An 18,630-nucleotide genomic window follows, 5' to 3' on the forward strand; every position below is an offset into this window, starting at 1 on the left:
GGCTCACCCCGGAACGGCCACCGCCGCCGGCCTCGGCGCGAGGTGGCCGGCCCGGTGCAGCCGCGCCACCAGCGCCGCACAGACGAACCCCGTGGTGGCGAGCGCCGTCCACGGCAGCCAGCGCACACCGGTGTCGAACAGGGCGCCGATCGCGAGGTTCCCGAGGGAGATCGCGATGCCGGAGGCGGTGTTGTAGGCGCCGTAGTACGTGGCGACCAGCCGGTCACCGGAGAGTCGTACGACGGTGTCCATCTCGAAGGGGTAGAGCAGGGCCCCGCCCCAGGCGAGGAGGGCCGCGCAGAGTGTCAGGGCACCGGCGCCGGTGACGGCGCCGTACGCCCCCGGCAGCAGGGGCGTGAAGGCCGCCCCCATCACGGCCAGCCCGTACACGATCGCCCGGGGTCCGGCCAGGTTCGCCTTCGCCCACGCGGTCAGTTTCAGCTGGCCCGAGAGTGCCGCCAGCGCCGAGACGGCGAAGATCGCGCCGGTCACGGTCCCGGTCCGCGCGCCGAACAGTTCGCGGGCGCGGAGCGGGAGAGCCAGGTAGACCTGGAAGGCGAGGACGTAGGAGCCGCTCATCGCGGCGGCGAAGAGGAGGAAGGGCCGGTTGGCGGCGATGGCGCGCCAGTCGGCGGCCACCGCCCGCCAGGCGGGCTCGGTGCCCCGGCCTGCCGGCGGACGGACCGGCAGCGCCCGGGCCTGGAGGACGGCCAGCACCCCGAAGATGAGTCCGGCGACCGTGCAGACCACACCGAAGTCCCAGGCCAGCAGGGCGAGTCCGGCGAGCGGCCCGATGAGGATGCCCGCCTGGTAGAAGACGTTGAAAGCGGCGAACGCCTCCACACGCCGCTCCTCACCGGCCTCCGCGGCCAGATACGCCCGTACGGCCGGGTTGAAGAGCGCACCCGCCAGTCCCGTCAGCGCCGAGGCCACGATCAGGACCGGCAGGCTCGCCGCCACCGCGAGCAGACCGAAGGCGACCGTGCGCAGCGCGCACCCGGCCAGGATCATCGGCTTGCAGCCGTAGCGGTCGGCGAGGGTGCCGCCGACGAGGAACATGCCCTGCTGGGAGAGGTTGCGCACGCCCAGGACCAGGCCGACCGCCCAGGCGGCCAGTCCGAGTCCGTGGGCGAGGTGGTCGGCGAGGTAGGGCATCAGCATGTAGAAGCCGAGGTTGATGGCGAACTGGTTCACCATCAGCAGGCGGGCCGGCCGGTCGAAGGAGGCCACCTGCGCCCACGTCCGCCTCATCGGACACCCGCCTTCGCCGCCGTCTGCCGCCCCAGCGGATCCCGCACCCGCCCGCACCGGGTCCAGGCCGTCACCACGTGCTCGTCCGGCTCGGAGATCTCCTCCGGTTCCAGGAGCGGTCGCTGGTCGAGGAGTTGGTGCTCACGGCACCACGCGTCGTTGTAGACGGTCTCCAGGTAGCGGTGCGGGCCGTCGGGGAAGACGGCGGCGATACGCGTGCCGACGGGGTACGTCCGCGCCGCCCACCCGGCCACCAGCGCGACAGCACCCACGCTCCAGCCCCCGGAGGCGCAGTGGCGCCGGGCGAGCTGCCGGCATGCCCACACGGCCTCCGCCGGGGCCACCCAGTGGACCTCGGTGAAGGCCCCGTAGTCGACGTTGGACGGGTGGATGCTGGATCCCAGTCCGCGCATGAGGCGTGGTGCGGCGGGCTGTCCGAAGATCGTGGAGCCGGTCGCGTCCACGCCGATGAGCCGCAGATCGGGCAAGGACTCACGCAGCCCCGTCGCGACGCCGGCCGAGTGCCCGCCCGTCCCCACCGCCGCCACCAGGACGTCGATACGGCCGAGCTGGGCGAGGAGTTCGGCGGCCAGCGGGCGGTAGGCGGCGACGTTGTCGGGGTTGTGGTACTGGTCCGGGCAGTAGGCGCCAGGGACTTCGGCGAGGTGTTCGGCGACGCGTTCGCGGCGGGACCGCTGCCACCCGCCGTCGGGGTGCGCAGCGGCCACCTGGTCGACGCGTGCGCCCAGTGCGGTGAGCAGCCGGACCATGGCCGGCTCGATGCCGGGGTCGGTGACGACGGTGACGGGATGGCCGTGGGTCAGCCCCGCCAGGGCGAGGCCCAGGCCGAGGGTGCCGCTGGAGGACTCGACGATCGGTGCGCCGGCGGCGAGGTCGCCGCGACGCCGCGCCTCGCGGACCATGTACAGGCCGGGACGGTCCTTGATGCCGCCCGGGTTGGCGCCCTCCAGCTTGGCGTGGAAGCCGCGGCCCGGCGGGGCGAACGGCTCGTCGATCCACAGGACCGGCGTGTTGCCGACCAGTTGGGCCGGGCGGCGGGCGATCAGGGGGGCGGGGGCGACGGCCCCGATGGAGGCGGGGGATTCGAGCACGGAGAGATCCATGGGTGTACGGCTCCTTCGCGTCCGCGGGTGGGGCGGGCGCGTGCTGGCGGTGCGGGGGTACCTGGGCACGCCGAACCGCGGCCCGCCGCTTTCGGGGCATGGACCTGGGCAGGGCGTGCGGGGCTTTGCCTACTGCCGCCAGACGCAGTGCTGGGCACATACGGACCGGCCGTGTGCCGGTGCGGAAACACCGCCTGCCGGGGCCGCGCGCCGGGGAGACGGACGCGTGCCGGGCCGCTGGGCGACCACCGGCTCGACAGGCTGAGGAGCGTGGGCCGGGAGATCCGCTGTGGCCCGGACGCGGTCGACGGCATGCTCGAGAGAGTCGTCGAAGACGTCGTGACTGTGCCCGTGACGTGAACCGGGGATCTCCGGTTCGGCGACCGCCGTCGATGACGCGGCGATCACGGCGACGGGCTTGTGCGGGCCGACGAATCCCGGTCCGTGCAGGGCACCCACCAGGTGGGACGCCACGAGCACGATCAGCCCGATGAGCAGCACGGACGGCGCAGGACGACGCAGGACGCGGCTCCCGACCATCGCACGAATCACATGCACACCGTAATCGACTCATTACGCAGAATCACGAAGCGGAGGCTGCGTGTCCGAGGCCGCCCGGCGGTCCGGGAGGATGCGCGTGCAGGGCCGCCGGGTGGTCCGCAAGGATGCGCGTGCAGGAGCGCCGGGGTCCCGCAAGGATGCGCGTCCAAGACCGCGGGTGGTCCGCGAGGGCTCGAGGTACGCGACGACCCGGCCGGCATGAGGGGTCGGCATGGCTGCGGACGCGTACCGGGGGAACGCGTCCGGTGTGAGCGGATCGTATCTTCCCTGGCTGGGTGTGCCGCTGGAGCACGGACCCTGGAGCGCGGCCCTCGCGGTGCTGGCTGCCACACCGGGGGGTATGTGGGTGCTGGCGCTGGTGCTGGAACGGCGTCTGATGGGTTTGCGCACCGGGTTCCTGGCGGTGCTGATCGGCGACCCGTTGCTGGCCGCGGCGGTCGCGCTGGGGGTGTGGCGGCTGGGCGCGACGCCGCCGAGTGGCCCCTCGGGCCTGTGGTGGGGCGTGGCCTCCGGTGGCGGCTGGCTCGCCTTCGGCCTGGCGCAGTGGTGGTCAGAGTTGCGGTCGGGCTTCTTCACCCGCCGTCAGGCCCTCGCCCCCACCAAGATCTGGCATCAGCTGGTGGTCTACCCGCTGCTCGGCTACTGGCTGTGGACGGCCGGAGTCGGGGGTCTGCTGGCGCCCGGAACACGTGCCGCCGATATTGCCGCACGGGCGGGGATCGTGGCCTGCGTCGGCGGCTGGGCGCTCATCAACGGCTACGACCGGCGTCGCCCCAAGCTCGGCCATCCACCCTACGACTGGCGGCGACTTCGCCCCTGTCCGCAGCCCTGGCCCCTTTCCTCCCGCACCCTGCGGTCCTACCTGGCCGACACCGAAGAGCGCGCCGGCCGCAGCTGACGGTCACTCATCGGACAAGCACAGCCACAGCCACAAGCACAGCCACAGCCACAGGCACAGGCACAGGCACAGGCACCGGCACCGGCACAGGATCCGACACCATCGGACACCCTCCCCGCTCTCCCCGCGCACTCCCCCCTACATCTCGTAGTAGATTCACCGGCACCTTCCTGGCGCACCGCGGACGGACCTCCCACTCCGGCTCCCACGCTCACCCCCACCCCCGGCATTCCCTAACTTCTACATCATGTAGTAGTTTCCGTTCGTCGGCGCCCACCGCCATCGATTCGCCCTCCGCCGTACCGGGCGTGACGTCGGCCTGCCCGCGGCACCCCCGTGATCCGGGCGCACATCTCGCCAGGAGGCTGATCGACCGTGCCCCACCTCAAGGATCCGGACCCGGTGCCTTCGCCGCCCGCCGCGTCACCACAGGACGCGGCACCGCGGCGGGTCGCGATCATCTCCGCGAGTGTCGGCGCGGGACACGACGGTGCCGCCGCCGGGCTCGCCGACCGGCTGGCCGCGCGCGGCTTCCTGGTGGACCGGTACGACTTCCTCGACCTGCTGCCCGCACGCACGGGCCGTCTGCTCCGCGGCGGCTACCACCGCCTGCTGACCTGGGCCCCGGAGGGCTACCAGCGTCTGTACGCGGCGACCGAGCATGCCTCGCGCCCCGGCGCGGTGTGGCGGGCACTGTTCCGCGCCGCCCAGCGACGCACCCTCGCAGCCCTCCGGCCGGATACCTGCGCGGTCGTCTCGACCTACCCGGGGGCGAGCCAGGTCCTCGGTGAGTTGCGGCGGCGCGGCCTGCTGACGGTTCCGGCCCTCACCTACCTCACCGACTTCTCCGTCCACGCGCTGTGGGTCGCCCCCGGCATCGACACGCACCTCGCCGTGCACCCAGTACCCGCCGCTCAGGCGCACGCCCGGGGCGCGGCCGGTGTCACCGTCACCGGGCCCGTCACCCATCCCCGCTTCACCCCCGCCACCGCCGGGCAACGCCAGGCTGCCCGGGCCCGGTTCGGACTGCCCCCGCACACACCGCTGGCCCTGCTGGTCGCGGGCTCGTGGGGGGTCGGCCCGGTGCGACGGGCCGCCGCCGAGATACGGCAGACCGGGATCGCGGCGCCGGTCGTGGTGTGCGGACACAACCACGCCCTGGCCGAGCAACTGCGCCGGGACGGTGTCGAGTACGCCTTCGGCTGGACGGACGACATGCCCGGCCTGATGCACGCCTGCGATGTGCTGGTCCAGAACGCCGGCGGGCTGACCTCGCTGGAGGCGTTCGCCGCCGGGCTGCCGGTGGCCAGTTACCGCTGTATCGCCGGCCACGGCCGGACCAACGCCGCCGCCCTGGACGAGGCGGGCCTCGCGACCTGGATCCGCGAAGCGGCCGGCCTCGGGCCGGCGCTCACCGACCTCCTCCACGGTCCGCGCGGCAAGGCCCAGCGCACGGCAGGACTCGCCCTGCACCGGTCCGCCCCGGGCCCGGAACCCGCCGTCGCCGCCAAGGTCGCGGCCGATGCCGGTCCGCCGCCCGCGCCAGGCGGACGGCCGACGACAACACTCCTGCCGGACAGGCGACGGCTCGCCCTGCCCGCCGCCACCATCGCCGCCACCCTCGCCCTCGGCATCGGCGCCCCGCTCGCCTACGCCTACAACGAGACGCCCGCCCGCTTCACCGCCGTCACCCACTACCTGGACGGAGACGGACGATGACCCCGCCACGCCACGTCCTGCGCGCCACCGCCGCGGCACTCCCCGCGCTCGCCGCCCTGCACGCCGCCCCCGTCGTCTCCACCCTCGGCCCCCTACGCAACAAGACCATGCCCCGGCTCGCCGGGCAGGGCCGGCCGGACCACGTCGCCCTGACCTTCGACGACGGCCCCGACCATCTGTCCACCCCGCACTTCCTGCGCCTCCTCGACGCGCGCGGCGTGCGTGTCACCTTCTTCCTGCTCGGCTCGATGCTGACCCGGTCGCCCGGCCTGGCGAAGGAGATGGCCGCCGCCGGCCACGAGGTCGCCGTCCACGGCTGGCACCACCGCCCCTTGCTGCTGCGCGGTCCCCGCGCCACCTACGACGACCTCGCCCGCGCCCGCGACAAGACGGCCGATGTCACCGGACGTGCCCCCGTGCTCTTCAGGCCCCCGTACGGGGTGATGACCACGGCCGCCCATCTGGCCTGCCGCCGCCTCGGAATGGCCCCAATCCTGTGGACCTGCTGGGGCGAGGACTGGCGACGGCGCGCCACGCCTCGCTCGGTGCACGACACCGTCCTACGGGACCTGCGCGGCGGCGGCACCATCCTGCTGCACGACTCCGACTGCACCTCAGCCGTCGGTTCCTGGCGCACCACCCTCCGCGCACTGCCGCGCATCCTCGACGCCTGCGAAGCCCGCGGCTGGCAGGTCGGGCCCCTCCGGGAACACGGCGCCTCCGCCCGGCTCGGCGAACATCGGCTGCGGCGGCGAGAACCGTGATCGGGCACGGCATGCGTCGCCGGTGAAGCACTGAACGAGCACGGGACGCGCGGCTACCCCTGGCTGGTGGCGATGTAGGTGCCGTGCCAGGTGTGCGGCCAGACCTGACCGGTGTAGGCGTTGACGGAGAGCATGCCGGTGATCTTCCCCGAGCGCATGGTGTGCAGGGTGTAGTAGCCGGGGTACGCATCGGGCTCACCCGCGGTCAAGCTGCCATCGTGGTCGCGCAGCCATTGCCCTGCGATGCTGCGGGCCTGCGCCGCGGAGACGCGGACCTGGTCCTGCCGGCCGTAGTGCATGCCGTAGTCGCTGTTCCACATCATCGCCGGGCCGTACTCGATCTGCACGGCCCCGTCAGCCGGATCGACCAGCACCTCGGTGGCCGGACGACCGGCGGTGGTCTCCAGTTCGGCGTAGAAGTTACGGGAGAACTGCATGACCTCGCCCACCCGCAGACCGAGCCGGTCGGCGAACGCTGCCGCCCGCTGCCGCGCCTGGTCGAGTGTCCGCACCCGACTGCCGTCGCCCGCCAGCCACCAGTTGCCCGTCATGCCCCGGCCCATCATGCCGGGCCCCCAGGAGCCCCCGCCGCCGCCCATCATGCCCGAGCCCCACTCGCCACTCCACATATCCGGTCCCCAACCGCTGGTCGGACCCGCATCGGGAGCGCTGCTCGACGGGGCGGTCGAGGTGCCGGTGCCCGAGGCGGCGGGAGCCGGGCTGGACGTGACGATGGGCATACGGCTCGAGGTTCCGATGCGGCCGGCCGAGTCGCCGTTCGCACCGCACGCACCGATAACCACGGTGCCCGCCAGAGCCAGCACCGCCGCGGTGGCAGTTCGTGCACGCCTACTGGTCATGTTCGCCTCTCAGGGAGGTGCCGCCCCGGATCAGGGGGGCGGCTGGTCTTTCGGCCAGCCTCCCGCCGGGCGAGCCGCGGTCCAAAGGGTCGACCGGCCCCCATCCGACGACGACCGGCCCACCCGACCTTCCCGCGCGTACGCGATGGTCAGCGTTACGGAGCGAATCCCGGCATTTACGACGCACGCGTGCAGGTCGTGCGGCGTGGGCCCCGACTCCGGCTCCGGCTCCGGCTGCATGGCTCTGTTGGCAAGACCCGTATACAACCCCCCGTATTACGAGACACCTTGACCATCGAGCAAGCGGAGCAAGACTGTGGCCTCCGCGCGCAGCCGCGCGACTCGGTCGGCATGCGCGGGCGCGGTCAACCGCGCTGCGACTTCCAGCCGTTCGGTGGCCTCGGCTCGCACGATGTCCGCAACCCCGCGTTCACTCAGCTCCCGCCGCGCCGCCTCGGTGGCACCGGCACCGACCGGTGACTTTTCAAGCGCCGGACCGCGCGTCGCGGCCTCCTCCAGAGGCACCGCCTCGGCGTTGTCCAGCGCGGCAAGAGTCGCACGCAGGGCGCTCACCGCGGCCTTGTCGCGGGCGCGCATCGCTTCCGGAAGGGCTTGACGCATACGGATACGTAGGGACATGCCGAGACCCTATGGACACCTTCCTGGTCCCACAACGGGATATCTCCGCGGCCATCGCCGAAGGCGTACTGCGGCTGCGGCTGCGGCTGCGGCTGCGATCCTCCTCGGTCTGCGGGCGTGGAGAGAACCGTGCGACACAGGCGTCACCCAGCAAGGCACTCTGCTCCGCTCCCCGCTCCCCGCTCCCCGTCCGACCGAGAACCTTTACGTGCGCTCGGAACCTTCACATCTATTCCGATATTCCGACGATTGGTGTCCTGCGCCGCACATTCCCACCATGGTGCGGATCCATCAAATCAAGCCACCACCAGCCGGCGATGAACCAATTCAGCGGCACCTGGCGTCATCATTCGAGACCGCTTGTTCTTCGGGGGAGTAAACGTGCTGCGAATTCATTTCGCCGGCGAGGACATCGGGCGTGTGCGTATCGCCGCCGGGCCGGTGCCGGCCTGGGAGATGCTGTTGAGTCTGCATGCCCTGCGGGGACCGGCCGACCACGGCGTCTTCGGGCCGTGGCGTGCCAGGACGCTGGGCGTGCTGGACGCTTCCGCGCGGCTGCTGCTGCGTCTTGCCCCGCCGCGGGGCTATTCCCCGGACTTTCTGACCCCGACGGCTGACAACGATATCGATTCCCTCGTGGACGCCGTGCAGAGCACGGCCCGGCGCCGGTTGCGCACCGATCTCGGACTCCTGGCCGCACAGCGCGGCCCAGCGGTCTGGATGCGTCCACTGGCCGATGGTGACACCACGGCGCTGCGGTGCGTGGGCACCGCGATGTTCCGCTACCACCAGCGCGTTCTGGCGCCGGCGTGGGACCGCATTCACGCGGTGGTCATGGCCGAGCGTGCGGCCCGGGTGGCCGACCTCCTCGACGGAGGTGTGGAGCGGATGCTGAGCAGGCTGCATCCTCACATCCGCTGGGAGGCGCCCGTGTTGTCGGTGACGTATCCCGTCCGCAAGGAACTGCACCTCGGGGGACGGGGGTTGCTGCTCGTACCCTCGTACTTCTGCTGGGCTCGCCCCATCGCGTTGCGCGACTCCGGCCTGGATCCCGTGCTGGTCTATCCGGCCAACCGCGGCCTGCAACGGCTGGTGGAGCCACCCGACACGTCCAACGGTGACTCGCTGGCCCAACTGCTGGGCGCCACGCGCGCCGCCGTTCTGCAGGAGATCGGGGGTGCCGAGGGCGTCACCGGTACGGACCTCGTCCGGCGCCTTCGGATTTCGCCCGCCTCGGCAAGCGAACACGCCACCGTGCTGCGGCGGGCCGGCTTCATCGTCAGTCACCGGACCGCCAACACGGTGTGGCACATGCCCACCCCGCTCGGCCGGGCGGTTCTCGAGCGTGACTCCGGCGTCCGGGCCGGGCACGGGTGTCAACGCTCCCCGGCCCGGGCCGGCTTCACGCCCTGAAGACTCGGGCGGCATCCCCCGGAACTCCTCCCGATGTCAAGCCTTTCGTGCGCAACATGCGGGTCTTTCGGCTGAGTCCGAACCGCCGTGCGCCAGTTGAGCGTCTCGTGCAGGCTGAGCTGCGACCACCGAACTCCAACCGTGTGAAGCGCGCGACGCCGCGTTCCGGACCGACACGACCGCCGCCGGGAGCGCTCGATGCGCGTGGGCGGGGTGCGGCAGCCTCGCGCCCCCCGTCCGGCGCGACCGACACTCGGCGACCGCCGCTTCGCACCGCGTCTCCCCCACCGCACGGCGTGGAAGGCGACGCGGCAGGACCGAACCGACACCGTCACAGGGGGAACATCATGAGGACATCCGCTCGCAGGATCTCGGCACTCCTCACCACCGGCCTGTCCCTGGCCGCGCTGGGCACCGTCTTCGCCGGCACCGCGCAGGCCGCCAATCCGTGCTGGTGGAGCAGCGACGGCATGCACATGTACTGCAACAACGTCGTGGGTGCCACGGTGTACGCCACCCCCGACACCAGCCATCCGGTCGGCAAGATGTACTCGAACCCGAGCTGGTTCGAATGCCGCACCGACAGCGGCGCCTACGTCGGCGGCCCGCACCCGTACCGGTGGGAGTACACGGAGGCGGACAACGGGCAGTGGGGCTACATGAAGGACACCGACATCTACAGCGAGACGGACCCGCTGAGCCAGTACATCGGCAACGGCATCCCCCAGCCCTGCTGACATGCCGCCGCCCGGCCGGCCGTCAGCCCGACTGGCCGAACCCATCGATCGAACTGACTGAACCGACCGAGCCCACTGAACCGACCGAACGCGCTCAATCGACCGACCGAACGAACGCACTCGACCGACCGAACGAACGCACTGAAACAGCTGGACACCAGCCACCCACGGGGAAGGAACCATCGGCATGGGACTGAAGACGAAGGTGCTCGCCACGGCGGGCGCGGGGGCCATCACGGCGGGCCTGCTGCTGGGCGGGGCGGCGGGAGCCCAGGCGGCGGCCGCCGGGCTGCCCTACGCGGTCACCGCCTACGAGAACGTCAACGTCCGCTCGGGCCCGGCCACCACGTACTCGATCTCCGGTCACGTGGCGGCGGGTGAGGTGCGCGGGGCGTCCTGCTGGACGCACGGGCAGACGATCAAGGACAACGGCTACACCAACGACGTCTGGGTCCGTCTGGCCGAGGGCTACGTCAGCGCGGTCTACCTCAAGGGCGACCAGTACGGCGGGTTGCCGGCGTCGGCGACCTGCTGACCGCACCATGGTCCGTCGCGGGCCGCGGGCGGTACCGCTCGCAGCCCGCGCACGTCGTCCCGCGTCGTCCCGGAGGACCGGCGCGCGACGACGTGCGAGAGATCGGCCGCGGTGGCGGATCCTGTCGCCGCGGCCCGACACAGGAGGGGCTCGGGTGGCCGCTCGAAGTGGCGCCCGGGCGGGTCCGTCAGAGGGAGAGCTCTGAATGCAGCGCATGCAGTCGATCAAAAGGCTCGCGGCCCGTACCGCCGCGGCGGCCGCGCGTACGGGCGCCGCGCCGGACAGCGGCCCCGGCGCACATATGCGCCCGCAGCCGTCGGCTTCTGGTGACACGGGGTCGGCCGGCGTGAGGGGCCCCGTCCGCACCGCCGGACCGAGGCGCCGTCGCGCCGCTGCCGTGGCGGGTGTGCTCGCGCTGGCGGGAGCCGCGGTGGGCACGGCCGCCTCACCGGCGTCGGCCGCGGGCTGGGCCTGTGACCACGACGGGCACACGGTATGGTGCGCCTCCGTGACCGCCATCTCGCCCGGGTCCTATCTGGCGTCCCACAACGGGCCGTCCTACGCATCGGGCACGACCGGACACCGCTACTACAACGGCAACACCATGATGCTGGCCTGCTGGACCACGGGCGACGGCGACGCGGACGGCCATGGCGACCACTACTGGTTCGCGCTCGACTTCGACAGCGACAGCGGTTACATCAACGACTGGTACGTGACGACGGGGTCGCCGTCCCAGTGGCAGCCGCACGTGCCGCAGTGCCGGTGAGCCAACACCCCTCCCAGCTGCTGGACGGCACGTTTCCCGGCGTGCCCGTGATGAACCGCGCGCCGGGTCCCATGTCCTGTTCCTTCCTCACTTCCCGTCGCTTCCTCACTTCCCGTCGCAACTCGTCAACCTCGCCAGGAGATATCCATGCGTCGCATCTCACTCGTGCTGCTCGCCTGCCTGGGGTCAGCTGTACCCATGGTGGTCGCCACCTCCACGGCCGCGTCCGCAGCGCCGGTCGTGTCGACCGCCGTTCCCGGCAGTGTGCAGACCGTCGCCTGCAATTCAGGTCATGTGTGCATCTACAAGGGCGACATCTGGGACGGCAGTTCCAATCATGCGAAGGTGTACGACTTCTACTACTACGGGACGTACAACGTCCACAATCTCATCGGTGAGTACACCGTGCTGAACTGCCAGACCGGTGGCGCGGGGGTCGAGGGGTTCACGGGCTACAACGGCACAGGAAGTGTGGCGTGGAACCTCAGCAGCAATAACTGTGCGGGAGGTTTCTGGACGAATCTCACGTCGACCTACTCCGTGCGGCTCTACGCCTGACCTCCGGCTCTCACAGGGCGGAAGCGGGCCCTCTCCGCTGAGCGTTCCCGCGGCGGAGAGGGCCCGGAATCTGCGCGACATCCGACCCGCCGCCCCGCCCGCGTCGTGCCGCGCCGAGCCGGGGCGGCGCGGGCGGGGCACGGCGCGGCGCGGCGCGGGCGCGAGGGTTCCCGCCGGTTCAGCAGCCGGAGTCGGCGATGACGAAGTAACCCGCGGAAGTCTCCTTCAGCGTGTGGACGATGGCTACGTTGAACAGGCCCATGTTCTGGCCGGAGCCGTTGGCGTAGGTGTAGCCGCCGCTCTGGTGGGCCCGTCCGGCCTGTACCTGGTTGTAGTTGTTGTCGGTGTAGCACTTGGGCGCGGAGCCCGTCGTGGTCGCCGTGACCGGTGCGGACGAGGCGCCGACGGCGCCCGAGGAGTCGACCGCGGCGACGGTGTAGCCGTAGGAGCTGCCGGCGGACAGGCCGGTGTCGGTGTACGTCGTGCTCGTCGCGGAGCCGACCTTCGTCCCGTCACGGTAGACGTTGTACGAGGCGGCGCCGCTGACGGGGTTCCACGACAGCGAGGCGCCGGTGTCGGTGGTGCCGGTCACCGTGAGCCCGGACGGGGCGGGCAGGGAACCGGTGCCGCCCTGGCCGCCGCTGCCGTCCAGACCCCAGAACTTCGCGGTGTAGTAGCTGGAGCAGATGTAGTCGAGGTAGTAGGCGCCCGTGCTGCCGCACTGGTCCGCGCCCGAACCCGGGTTCACGGCGAGGCCGTGCGTCATGCCGGAGACCGAGAACAGGGCGACGGCGGGCCGGCCGGCGGAGTCGTCGTAGAGGCTCTCGGTGGTGCCGCCGGTCAGGCTCCGGGTGCTGGAGGCCGTCTGGCCGATGCCCCACACGTCGGTCCACTGGTCGCGCAGCTCGGTGCCGTTGACCGGGGCGACGGTGGTGTCGGAGCTGCCCTGCCAGATGGCGACGCGCGGCCATGGGCCCGAGTACCCCGGGTCGGAGTTGCGGACCTTGTCGCCCCACTGCTTCGGGGTGAGGTTCTGGCTGCTGTACTGGCAGCCGGAGGCGGCACCCTGCGTGGTGGCGCACTGCGCGGGGAGGCCGGAGTCGACGGAACCGCCGGCGAACACGTCCGGGTAGTCGGCGAGCAGGTCCGCGGTCATGCCGCCCCCGGCGGACAGCCCGGTGACGAAGACGCGGCCGCGGTCGGAGCCGTACTGTGCCGCGGCGGTGTCGACCATCTGCTTGATCGAGGCCGCCTCGCCCTTGCCCCTGGTGTCCTTGGTCGAGTCGAACCAGCTGAAGCAGGACAGGCTGTTGTTGGCCGAGCTGGTCTGCGGGTAGACCACGGCGAAGCCCCACTGGTCGGCGAACTTCTGCCAGCCGGAGTGCGTGTGGTAGTCGCTCGCCGTCTGCGTGCACCCGTGCAGGGCGACGACCAGTGGTGCGCCGGCGGGCAGGTTGGCGGGGGCGTACTCGTACATCGCCAGGTTGCCGGGGTTCGATCCGAAGCTGGTGACCTGCTGGAGGGTGCCGGCGGCCGCCGCGCTCGGCGCGAGCGGGGTGACGGCGCTCAGGCACGCGATGAAGGCGCCCAGTGCGGCAGCCAGTGCGGTGCGCCGGAAGAACCCGCGCAAGGTGGGGTGAGGCATGGTGCGACTCCGTTGGATGGTGGGGAGTGAGGAGGAGCGCGGGCGCGGCGCGCCGCCCGGCGGTCCCACCCCGCCCGGCTCCACCCGCGCCCGTCGCGTCGGCCGGCCCGGCACCCGGCCGCGCCCGGCCCGCTGTCGTACCGGCTTGCTGTCGTCACGGCACGCTGTCGTACCGGCTTACTGGAGCGGACTGTACGACCGGTTGGCCGGGCCATGACATGTGAGGGACAGCCAGGACTGCGGCGCCGGGCGTGGATGGCGCACCCATGGTGTCCGCAGTGCCCCTGTGACATGGGACGGAGCCCGCGCGCACCCCGGCGTCCCGGGTGCGCGCGGCGTGCGGGGTCCGGCGGAACACCCGGCGTCCGACGCCCTGCCGGCACATGGTGGCGGCACCTATCTCTCGGCGCGAAAATATGTCGACGACCCACGTGTCTCACCTCCTGAGTCGTCCCTACCGTGTTCGGCCATGGACAGCACAAAGAGCTCCGACGAGGGCTCGCCCCAGCATCCCGGACCCGGTGACGCCACCGCGTCCGGCCTGGCCTCGACCCGCTTCCTCACCGGCCGCAGGGCCCTGGTCACCGGTGCGGCCAGCGGGATCGGCCGGGCCTGCGCCGAGGGCTTCGCCGCGGCCGGTGCCGAGGTCTACGTGGTGGACCGGGCCGCCGAGGCCGCCAAGCAGGTGGCCGAGGCGATCGGCGGCATCGCCGTCGTGGCCGACCTCTCCGAGGCCGACGCGGTCGACGCGCTGCCGGACGACGCCGACATCGTCGTCAACAACGCGGGCCTGCAGCACGTCGCCCCGGTGCACGAGTTTCCCCCGGAGCGCTTCGCACTGATCCAGCGGGTCATGGTGGAGGCGCCGTTCCGCATCCTGCGCCGCACCCTGCCCCACATGTACGCGCGAGGATGGGGCAGGGTCGTGAACATCTCCTCGGTGCACGGTCTGCGCGCCAGCGCCTACAAGTCGGCCTACGTCACGGCGAAGCACGCGCTGGAGGGCCTGAGCAAGGTGGTCGCCCTGGAGGGCGCCGCACACGGTGTGACCAGCAACTGCATCAACCCCGGCTACGTCCGCACACCGCTGGTCGAGGAGCAGATCGCCAACCAGGCGCTCGCCCACGGCATCCCCGCGGCGGACGTGATGGACCAGGTCTTCCTGGAACGCACCGCGATCAAGCGCCTGATCGAGCCCACCGAGGTCGCCGAGGCGGCGCTGTGGCTGTGCACCGACCCCACCGGTTACCTCACCGGCAGCTCGATCCCCCTGGACGGAGGCTGGACGGCCAGCTGAGGGCCCGTTCACCCGCCCGTCCGATCCCGGCCAGGGCCACGCCGCGCCACCGTCCCCCACCGCCCCGCGGCGCACCCCGCCGACCGACTCCCCCGGACCCCCTCCCTTCGTCCGACCGCGGCGCCGGGTCCGGCGGTTCCGCTCACTCTCACTCCGAAACACGGTGACAACCATGCCCAGCGCTCACAACGCCGTGAACGACCCGGCAGCCCCGGGAAGGCCACGCGGTCTGCACAAGATCGTCGCCGCCAGCCTGATCGGCACGACCATCGAGTGGTACGACTACTTCCTCTACGGCTCGGCCGCCGCCCTGGTCTTCGGCCGCGTGTTCTTCCCCGAGTCGGACCCGCTGACCGGCACGCTGCTGTCCTTCCTCACCTACGCCATCGGCTTCGCCGCCCGCCCGATCGGCGCCGTGGTCTTCGGCCACTTCGGCGACCGTCTGGGCCGCAAGAAGCTCCTGGTGATCAGCCTGCTGATGATGGGGCTCTCCACCGCCCTGATCGGCTGCGTCCCCGGCTACGACACGATCGGTGTCGCGGCTCCCGTGCTGCTGACCGTCCTGCGCCTCATCCAGGGTTTCGCCCTCGGCGGTGAGTGGGGCGGAGCGGTGCTGCTGGTGTCCGAGCACGGCGACGCCAGGCGACGCGGCTTCTGGGCGTCCTGGCCGCAGGGCGGCGCACCGGCCGGCAACCTGGTCGCCGTAGGAGTGCTCTCCTTGATGACCACCCTGCTCAGCGACGACGCGTTCGACTCCTGGGGCTGGCGGGTGCCGTTCCTGCTCTCCGCCGTACTGGTCATGATCGGCCTGTGGATCCGGCTGTCCGTCGACGAGTCCCCGCTGTTCAAGGAGGCGCTGGCCAAGGCCGAACGGCGCAAGGCCGAGCAGCGGGCCGAGCAGCCGCCGCTCATCGCGGTGGTGCGCAGCCACTGGCGGGACATCCTCATCGCGATGGGCGCGCGCATGGCCGAGAACATCTCGTACTACGTGATCACCGCTTTCGTCCTCACCTACTGCGTCGAGCACCTCGGCCTCGGCAAGCAGACGGCACTGAACGCGGTACTGATCGGCTCGGCGGTGCAGTTCTGCCTGATCCCGCTGTTCGGCGCGCTCTCCGACCGGGTCGGGCGCAAGCCCGTGTACCTGGTGGGCGCGGTCGGCGTGGGTCTGTGGTCGTGGGCCTTCTTCGCTCTGCTCGACACCAGGTCCTTCCCCGCGCTGGTCCTGGCCGTCACGGTAGGGCTGATCTTCCACAGTGCCATGTACGCCCCCCAAGCGGCGTTCTTCTCCGAGCTGTTCGCCACCCGGATGCGCTACACCGGCGCCTCCGTCGGAGCCCAGCTCTCCTCGGTGGCGGCCGGCGCCCCGGCCCCGCTGATCGCGACGGCCCTGCTCAGCTCCTACGGCAACGCCACCCCGATCTCGCTGTATGTGGGGCTGGCCGCCCTGATCACCGTGGTCGCCGTCGTCGCCGCCCGCGAGACCCGCGGCAGGGACCTGGCCGCGATCGAGCCGGACGGCTCCGCGGCGCCGGCCGCCGCGGACCGGAAGACCGCCGCGTCCGCCTGACGGCCGCACCGCTCCCCGGCCGGAGGGCCAGGCTCCTTCCAGAAGGGAGAGGAGCCTGGCCCTCATCGGCCGTTGCCTTCCCGCCGGGCAGTTCGGTCCTCGGCCGTTGTTCCCGGCGGGCGGTTCGGTCCTCGGCCGTTGAATCCCGCCGTACACCGCTTCCCGTGCCCCTCGACCACGCAGCCGTACACCGCTTCCAGAGCCCATCGACCACGCAACGGTGGCCCGCCCATGTCACACACCCCCACTCCCGTCACCCGTCACCTGCGCCGGCTGCTCGAACTCCTCGCCGCGGGCGCCCCCGCCGAGGACCTCGGCGCCGTCGTCACCGAGGCCCGGCACAGCGGTGCCGCCGCCCAGGACCTGGCGGAGGTCGAACAGGCCACCGAGGCGGCGCTGCGCGTGCAGACCACACTCCGGCAGCACCGGCGCCGGGAGGCGGAGCTGACCGCGCTCTTCGACACCGCCGGCGACCTCGCGGCGCTGCGCGACCTCGACGCCGTGCTGCGCTCCATCGTCCGGCGCGCCAGGATGCTCCTGGGCACCGACACGGCCTACCTCACGCTCCCCGACGAGGAGGCCGGCGACACCTACATGCGGGTCACCGACGGATCGGTGTCGGAACTGTTCCAGAACCTGCGCCTGGAGCTGGGAGAGGGCCTCGGCGGCCTGGTCGCGCAGACCGCCCGCCCCTACGCCTCCCCCGACTACCGCACCGACGACCGCTTCCTGCACACCGGCAGCATCGACGCCGGGGTCCTGGACGAAGGCCTGGTCGCGATCCTCGGGGTGCCGCTGCTGCTCGGATCGGGCAGCGGCGGCCAGGTCATCGGGGCGCTGTTCGCCGCGGACCGCACGCCCCGCACCTTCGCACCCGACGAGGTCGCCCTGCTGTGCTCGCTGGCCGACCACGCCGCGATCGCCATCGACACCGCCAAGGCCATGGCGGACGCGCGTGTCGCGATGGCCGAACTGGCCGAGGCCAACGCCGTGATCCGCGAGCACTCCGCCGCCATGCAGCGGGCCGAGGAATCGCACGACCGGCTCACCGATCTGGTGCTGCGCGGCGGCGACGTCCCGGACGTGGCCGCCGCCGTGGCCGGTCTGCTGAAGGGGGACGTCGCGGTCCACGACGGCTCCGGGTGGCCGCTGGCCTCGGTCGGCGAACACGGTGGCCCGCTCGCCGGGGACACGGCGGACGCCGGCGGCACCGAGGAGGAGGCGGCAGCGCTGGTCGCGGCGGCGAAGCGCTCACGCGCGGCCGCCCACGCGGTGCTCCACGACGGGCGCTGGGTCTGCGCTGTGCTGGCCGGGCAGGAACTGCTGGGCTGTCTGGTGCTGTCCGGGCGGCCGGACCTCGACGGTCCCGACCGGCGCCTGTTCGAGCGCAGCGGCGTGGTGACCTCGCTGCTGCTCCTGCTGAGGCGTTCGGTCGCGGAGACCGAGAACCGGGTACGCGGCGACCTCGTCACCGATCTGCTCACCGCCCCCGACCGCGACCCGGCCGGCCTGGTCGCCCGCGGCCGCCGTCTCGGCTTCGACCTCGACCGGCCCCACGTACTGCTCGTCGCCCGCACCGGCGACGCGGTCCGCGAACGGCTCGCCGACGCCGCCGCGCAGTACCTGTTCGGGTGCGCCGGTGTCAGCGCGGAGCACGAGGGCGAGGTGGTGCTGCTGCTCCCGTACGCCGGCACCGGTCCGGGCGAGGCCGCTCGCGCCGCGGCCGGGCAGCTCGGCCAGCTGACCGGCGCACCGGTCACGGTGGCCGGCGCCGGGCCGGCCGCCGGGCCGCGGGCCCTCGCCGACGGGCACGCCGAGGCCCTGCGCTGCCTGCGGGCGCTGCACGTCCTCGGCCGCGCAGGACAGGGGGCGAGCGTGACCGAACTGGGCTTCCTGGGCGTGCTGCTGGGGGACCTGCACGACGTGGACGGCTTCGTCTCCGCCACCTTGGGACCGCTGCTGGACTATGACGCCCAGCGCGGCACCCAGCTCGTGCGCACGCTGCGCGCCTACTTCGACTGCGGCGGGATCCTCACCCGGGCGAAGGAGGAGCTGCACGTGCACGTGAACACGGTCGTGCAGCGCCTGGACCGTATCCAGGCGCTGCTCGGTCCCGACTGGAACACCCCCGAACAGACGCTGGAACTCCAACTCGCCCTGCGCCTGCACCTGTTGTCGCCGGATGTGTGATGCCTGATCGCTGGCGCCCGAGGTGTGACACCTGACGTCTGATGACGCCTGACGCCCCATGCCCGGTGGCCGATGCCCGATGCCCGATGCCCGATGCCCC

The 18,630-nt window shown here is 72.2% G+C and carries 17 protein-coding genes; 11 read left to right on the top strand and 6 right to left on the bottom strand.

Annotated features, from left to right (window positions below):
• Window positions 1–3 precede the first annotated feature (3 nt).
• From ACJ9NR_RS00855 to ACJ9NR_RS00865, 3 genes are all read right to left on the bottom strand, one after another.
• Complete coding sequence (locus ACJ9NR_RS00855) at window positions 4–1,251, bottom strand: MFS transporter (RefSeq protein ID WP_412490337.1); 1,248 nt, start codon at window positions 1,249–1,251, stop codon at window positions 4–6.
• Window positions 1,248–2,375, bottom strand: a complete 1,128-nt coding sequence (locus ACJ9NR_RS00860) for a PLP-dependent cysteine synthase family protein (protein WP_412490336.1) — start codon at window positions 2,373–2,375, stop codon at window positions 1,248–1,250. The genes ACJ9NR_RS00855 and ACJ9NR_RS00860 overlap by 4 nt, the downstream gene beginning before the upstream one ends.
• 129 nt (window positions 2,376–2,504) lie before the next feature.
• Window positions 2,505–2,915 carry a hypothetical protein gene (locus ACJ9NR_RS00865; protein ID WP_412512672.1) on the bottom strand — a complete coding sequence of 137 codons (411 nt, stop codon included), beginning with the start codon at window positions 2,913–2,915 and terminating at the stop codon, window positions 2,505–2,507.
• A 268-nt stretch (window positions 2,916–3,183) separates the two neighbouring features.
• On the opposite strand from ACJ9NR_RS00865, the gene ACJ9NR_RS00870 reads away from it, so the two are divergent.
• The 3 genes from ACJ9NR_RS00870 to ACJ9NR_RS00880 all read left to right on the top strand — a co-directional run bounded on the left by ACJ9NR_RS00870 (window position 3,184) and on the right by ACJ9NR_RS00880 (window position 6,317).
• Window positions 3,184–3,834, top strand: a complete 651-nt coding sequence (locus ACJ9NR_RS00870) for a hypothetical protein (RefSeq protein WP_412490335.1) — start codon at window positions 3,184–3,186, stop codon at window positions 3,832–3,834.
• 375 nt (window positions 3,835–4,209) lie between these two features.
• Entirely contained in the window at window positions 4,210–5,553 is a 1,344-nt protein-coding gene (locus tag ACJ9NR_RS00875) for an MGDG synthase family glycosyltransferase (RefSeq protein ID WP_412490334.1), read from the top strand.
• Window positions 5,550–6,317 carry a polysaccharide deacetylase family protein gene (locus ACJ9NR_RS00880; RefSeq protein WP_412490333.1) on the top strand — a complete coding sequence of 256 codons (768 nt, stop codon included), beginning with the start codon at window positions 5,550–5,552 and terminating at the stop codon, window positions 6,315–6,317. The genes ACJ9NR_RS00875 and ACJ9NR_RS00880 overlap by 4 nt, the downstream gene beginning before the upstream one ends.
• A 53-nt stretch (window positions 6,318–6,370) precedes the next feature.
• Here ACJ9NR_RS00880 and ACJ9NR_RS00885 read toward each other — a convergent pair whose 3' ends face one another.
• Window positions 6,371–7,057, bottom strand: a complete 687-nt coding sequence (locus ACJ9NR_RS00885) for a hypothetical protein (RefSeq protein ID WP_412490332.1) — start codon at window positions 7,055–7,057, stop codon at window positions 6,371–6,373.
• Window positions 7,058–7,453: 396 nt separating this feature from the next.
• The gene (locus ACJ9NR_RS00890; protein ID WP_412490543.1) at window positions 7,454–7,774 is read right to left on the bottom strand and encodes a GatB/YqeY domain-containing protein; all 321 of its coding nucleotides are present in this window, start codon (window positions 7,772–7,774) and stop codon (window positions 7,454–7,456) included.
• Between the two features lie 423 nt (window positions 7,775–8,197).
• Between ACJ9NR_RS00890 and ACJ9NR_RS00895 the strand changes: the two genes are divergently transcribed.
• The 5 genes from ACJ9NR_RS00895 to ACJ9NR_RS00915 all read left to right on the top strand — a co-directional run bounded on the left by ACJ9NR_RS00895 (window position 8,198) and on the right by ACJ9NR_RS00915 (window position 11,828).
• Window positions 8,198–9,229 carry a winged helix-turn-helix domain-containing protein gene (locus ACJ9NR_RS00895; protein ID WP_412490331.1) on the top strand — a complete coding sequence of 344 codons (1,032 nt, stop codon included), beginning with the start codon at window positions 8,198–8,200 and terminating at the stop codon, window positions 9,227–9,229.
• A 347-nt stretch (window positions 9,230–9,576) separates the two neighbouring features.
• A complete protein-coding gene (locus ACJ9NR_RS00900; protein WP_412490330.1) occupies window positions 9,577–9,966 on the top strand; it encodes a hypothetical protein in 390 nt (129 codons plus the stop codon).
• A 187-nt stretch (window positions 9,967–10,153) separates the two neighbouring features.
• On the top strand, window positions 10,154–10,501 hold the full coding sequence (locus ACJ9NR_RS00905; protein WP_412490329.1) for an SH3 domain-containing protein: 348 nt from the start codon (window positions 10,154–10,156) through the stop codon (window positions 10,499–10,501).
• 508 nt (window positions 10,502–11,009) lie between these two features.
• Window positions 11,010–11,270, top strand: coding sequence for a hypothetical protein (locus tag ACJ9NR_RS00910; RefSeq protein WP_412490328.1), 261 nt, complete (start codon window positions 11,010–11,012; stop codon window positions 11,268–11,270).
• A gap of 147 nt (window positions 11,271–11,417) precedes the next feature.
• Window positions 11,418–11,828, top strand: coding sequence for a hypothetical protein (locus tag ACJ9NR_RS00915; protein WP_412490327.1), 411 nt, complete (start codon window positions 11,418–11,420; stop codon window positions 11,826–11,828).
• A gap of 178 nt (window positions 11,829–12,006) precedes the next feature.
• Here the strand turns inward: ACJ9NR_RS00915 and ACJ9NR_RS00920 are convergent, their stop codons facing one another.
• The gene (locus ACJ9NR_RS00920) at window positions 12,007–13,473 is read right to left on the bottom strand and encodes an extracellular catalytic domain type 1 short-chain-length polyhydroxyalkanoate depolymerase (protein ID WP_412490326.1); all 1,467 of its coding nucleotides are present in this window, start codon (window positions 13,471–13,473) and stop codon (window positions 12,007–12,009) included.
• Between the two features lie 469 nt (window positions 13,474–13,942).
• Between ACJ9NR_RS00920 and ACJ9NR_RS00925 the strand changes: the two genes are divergently transcribed.
• The 3 genes from ACJ9NR_RS00925 (at window position 13,943) to ACJ9NR_RS00935 (ending at window position 18,530) form a co-directional block, all read left to right on the top strand.
• Complete coding sequence (locus ACJ9NR_RS00925) at window positions 13,943–14,770, top strand: 3-hydroxybutyrate dehydrogenase (protein ID WP_412490325.1); 828 nt, start codon at window positions 13,943–13,945, stop codon at window positions 14,768–14,770.
• A 172-nt stretch (window positions 14,771–14,942) separates the two neighbouring features.
• Window positions 14,943–16,340, top strand: a complete 1,398-nt coding sequence (locus ACJ9NR_RS00930) for an MFS transporter (protein WP_412490324.1) — start codon at window positions 14,943–14,945, stop codon at window positions 16,338–16,340.
• Between the two features lie 231 nt (window positions 16,341–16,571).
• The gene (locus ACJ9NR_RS00935; RefSeq protein WP_412490323.1) at window positions 16,572–18,530 is read left to right on the top strand and encodes a helix-turn-helix domain-containing protein; all 1,959 of its coding nucleotides are present in this window, start codon (window positions 16,572–16,574) and stop codon (window positions 18,528–18,530) included.
• Window positions 18,531–18,630 lie beyond the last annotated feature (100 nt).

The sequence above is a fragment of the Streptomyces sediminimaris genome, assembly GCF_047049295.1.
GTDB lineage: Bacteria > Actinomycetota > Actinomycetes > Streptomycetales > Streptomycetaceae > Streptomyces > Streptomyces sediminimaris.

What these genes read in the sequence shown, in the direction of transcription:
- ACJ9NR_RS00880 (WP_412490333.1), top strand. Translation starts at nt 5,550, where the DNA reads ATGACCCCGCCACGCCACGTCCTGCGCGCCACCGCCGCGGCACTCCCC.
- ACJ9NR_RS00865 (WP_412512672.1), bottom strand. Translation starts at nt 2,915, where the DNA reads ATGGTCGGGAGCCGCGTCCTGCGTCGTCCTGCGCCGTCCGTGCTGCTC.
- ACJ9NR_RS00860 (WP_412490336.1), bottom strand. Translation starts at nt 2,375, where the DNA reads ATGGATCTCTCCGTGCTCGAATCCCCCGCCTCCATCGGGGCCGTCGCC.
- ACJ9NR_RS00925 (WP_412490325.1), top strand. Translation starts at nt 13,943, where the DNA reads ATGGACAGCACAAAGAGCTCCGACGAGGGCTCGCCCCAGCATCCCGGA.
- ACJ9NR_RS00905 (WP_412490329.1), top strand. Translation starts at nt 10,154, where the DNA reads ATGGGACTGAAGACGAAGGTGCTCGCCACGGCGGGCGCGGGGGCCATC.
- ACJ9NR_RS00935 (WP_412490323.1), top strand. Translation starts at nt 16,572, where the DNA reads ATGTCACACACCCCCACTCCCGTCACCCGTCACCTGCGCCGGCTGCTC.
- ACJ9NR_RS00885 (WP_412490332.1), bottom strand. Translation starts at nt 7,057, where the DNA reads ATGCCCATCGTCACGTCCAGCCCGGCTCCCGCCGCCTCGGGCACCGGC.
- ACJ9NR_RS00890 (WP_412490543.1), bottom strand. Translation starts at nt 7,774, where the DNA reads ATGCGCGCCCGCGACAAGGCCGCGGTGAGCGCCCTGCGTGCGACTCTT.
- ACJ9NR_RS00900 (WP_412490330.1), top strand. Translation starts at nt 9,577, where the DNA reads ATGAGGACATCCGCTCGCAGGATCTCGGCACTCCTCACCACCGGCCTG.
- ACJ9NR_RS00915 (WP_412490327.1), top strand. Translation starts at nt 11,418, where the DNA reads ATGCGTCGCATCTCACTCGTGCTGCTCGCCTGCCTGGGGTCAGCTGTA.
- ACJ9NR_RS00930 (WP_412490324.1), top strand. Translation starts at nt 14,943, where the DNA reads ATGCCCAGCGCTCACAACGCCGTGAACGACCCGGCAGCCCCGGGAAGG.
- ACJ9NR_RS00855 (WP_412490337.1), bottom strand. Translation starts at nt 1,251, where the DNA reads ATGAGGCGGACGTGGGCGCAGGTGGCCTCCTTCGACCGGCCGGCCCGC.
- ACJ9NR_RS00920 (WP_412490326.1), bottom strand. Translation starts at nt 13,473, where the DNA reads ATGCCTCACCCCACCTTGCGCGGGTTCTTCCGGCGCACCGCACTGGCT.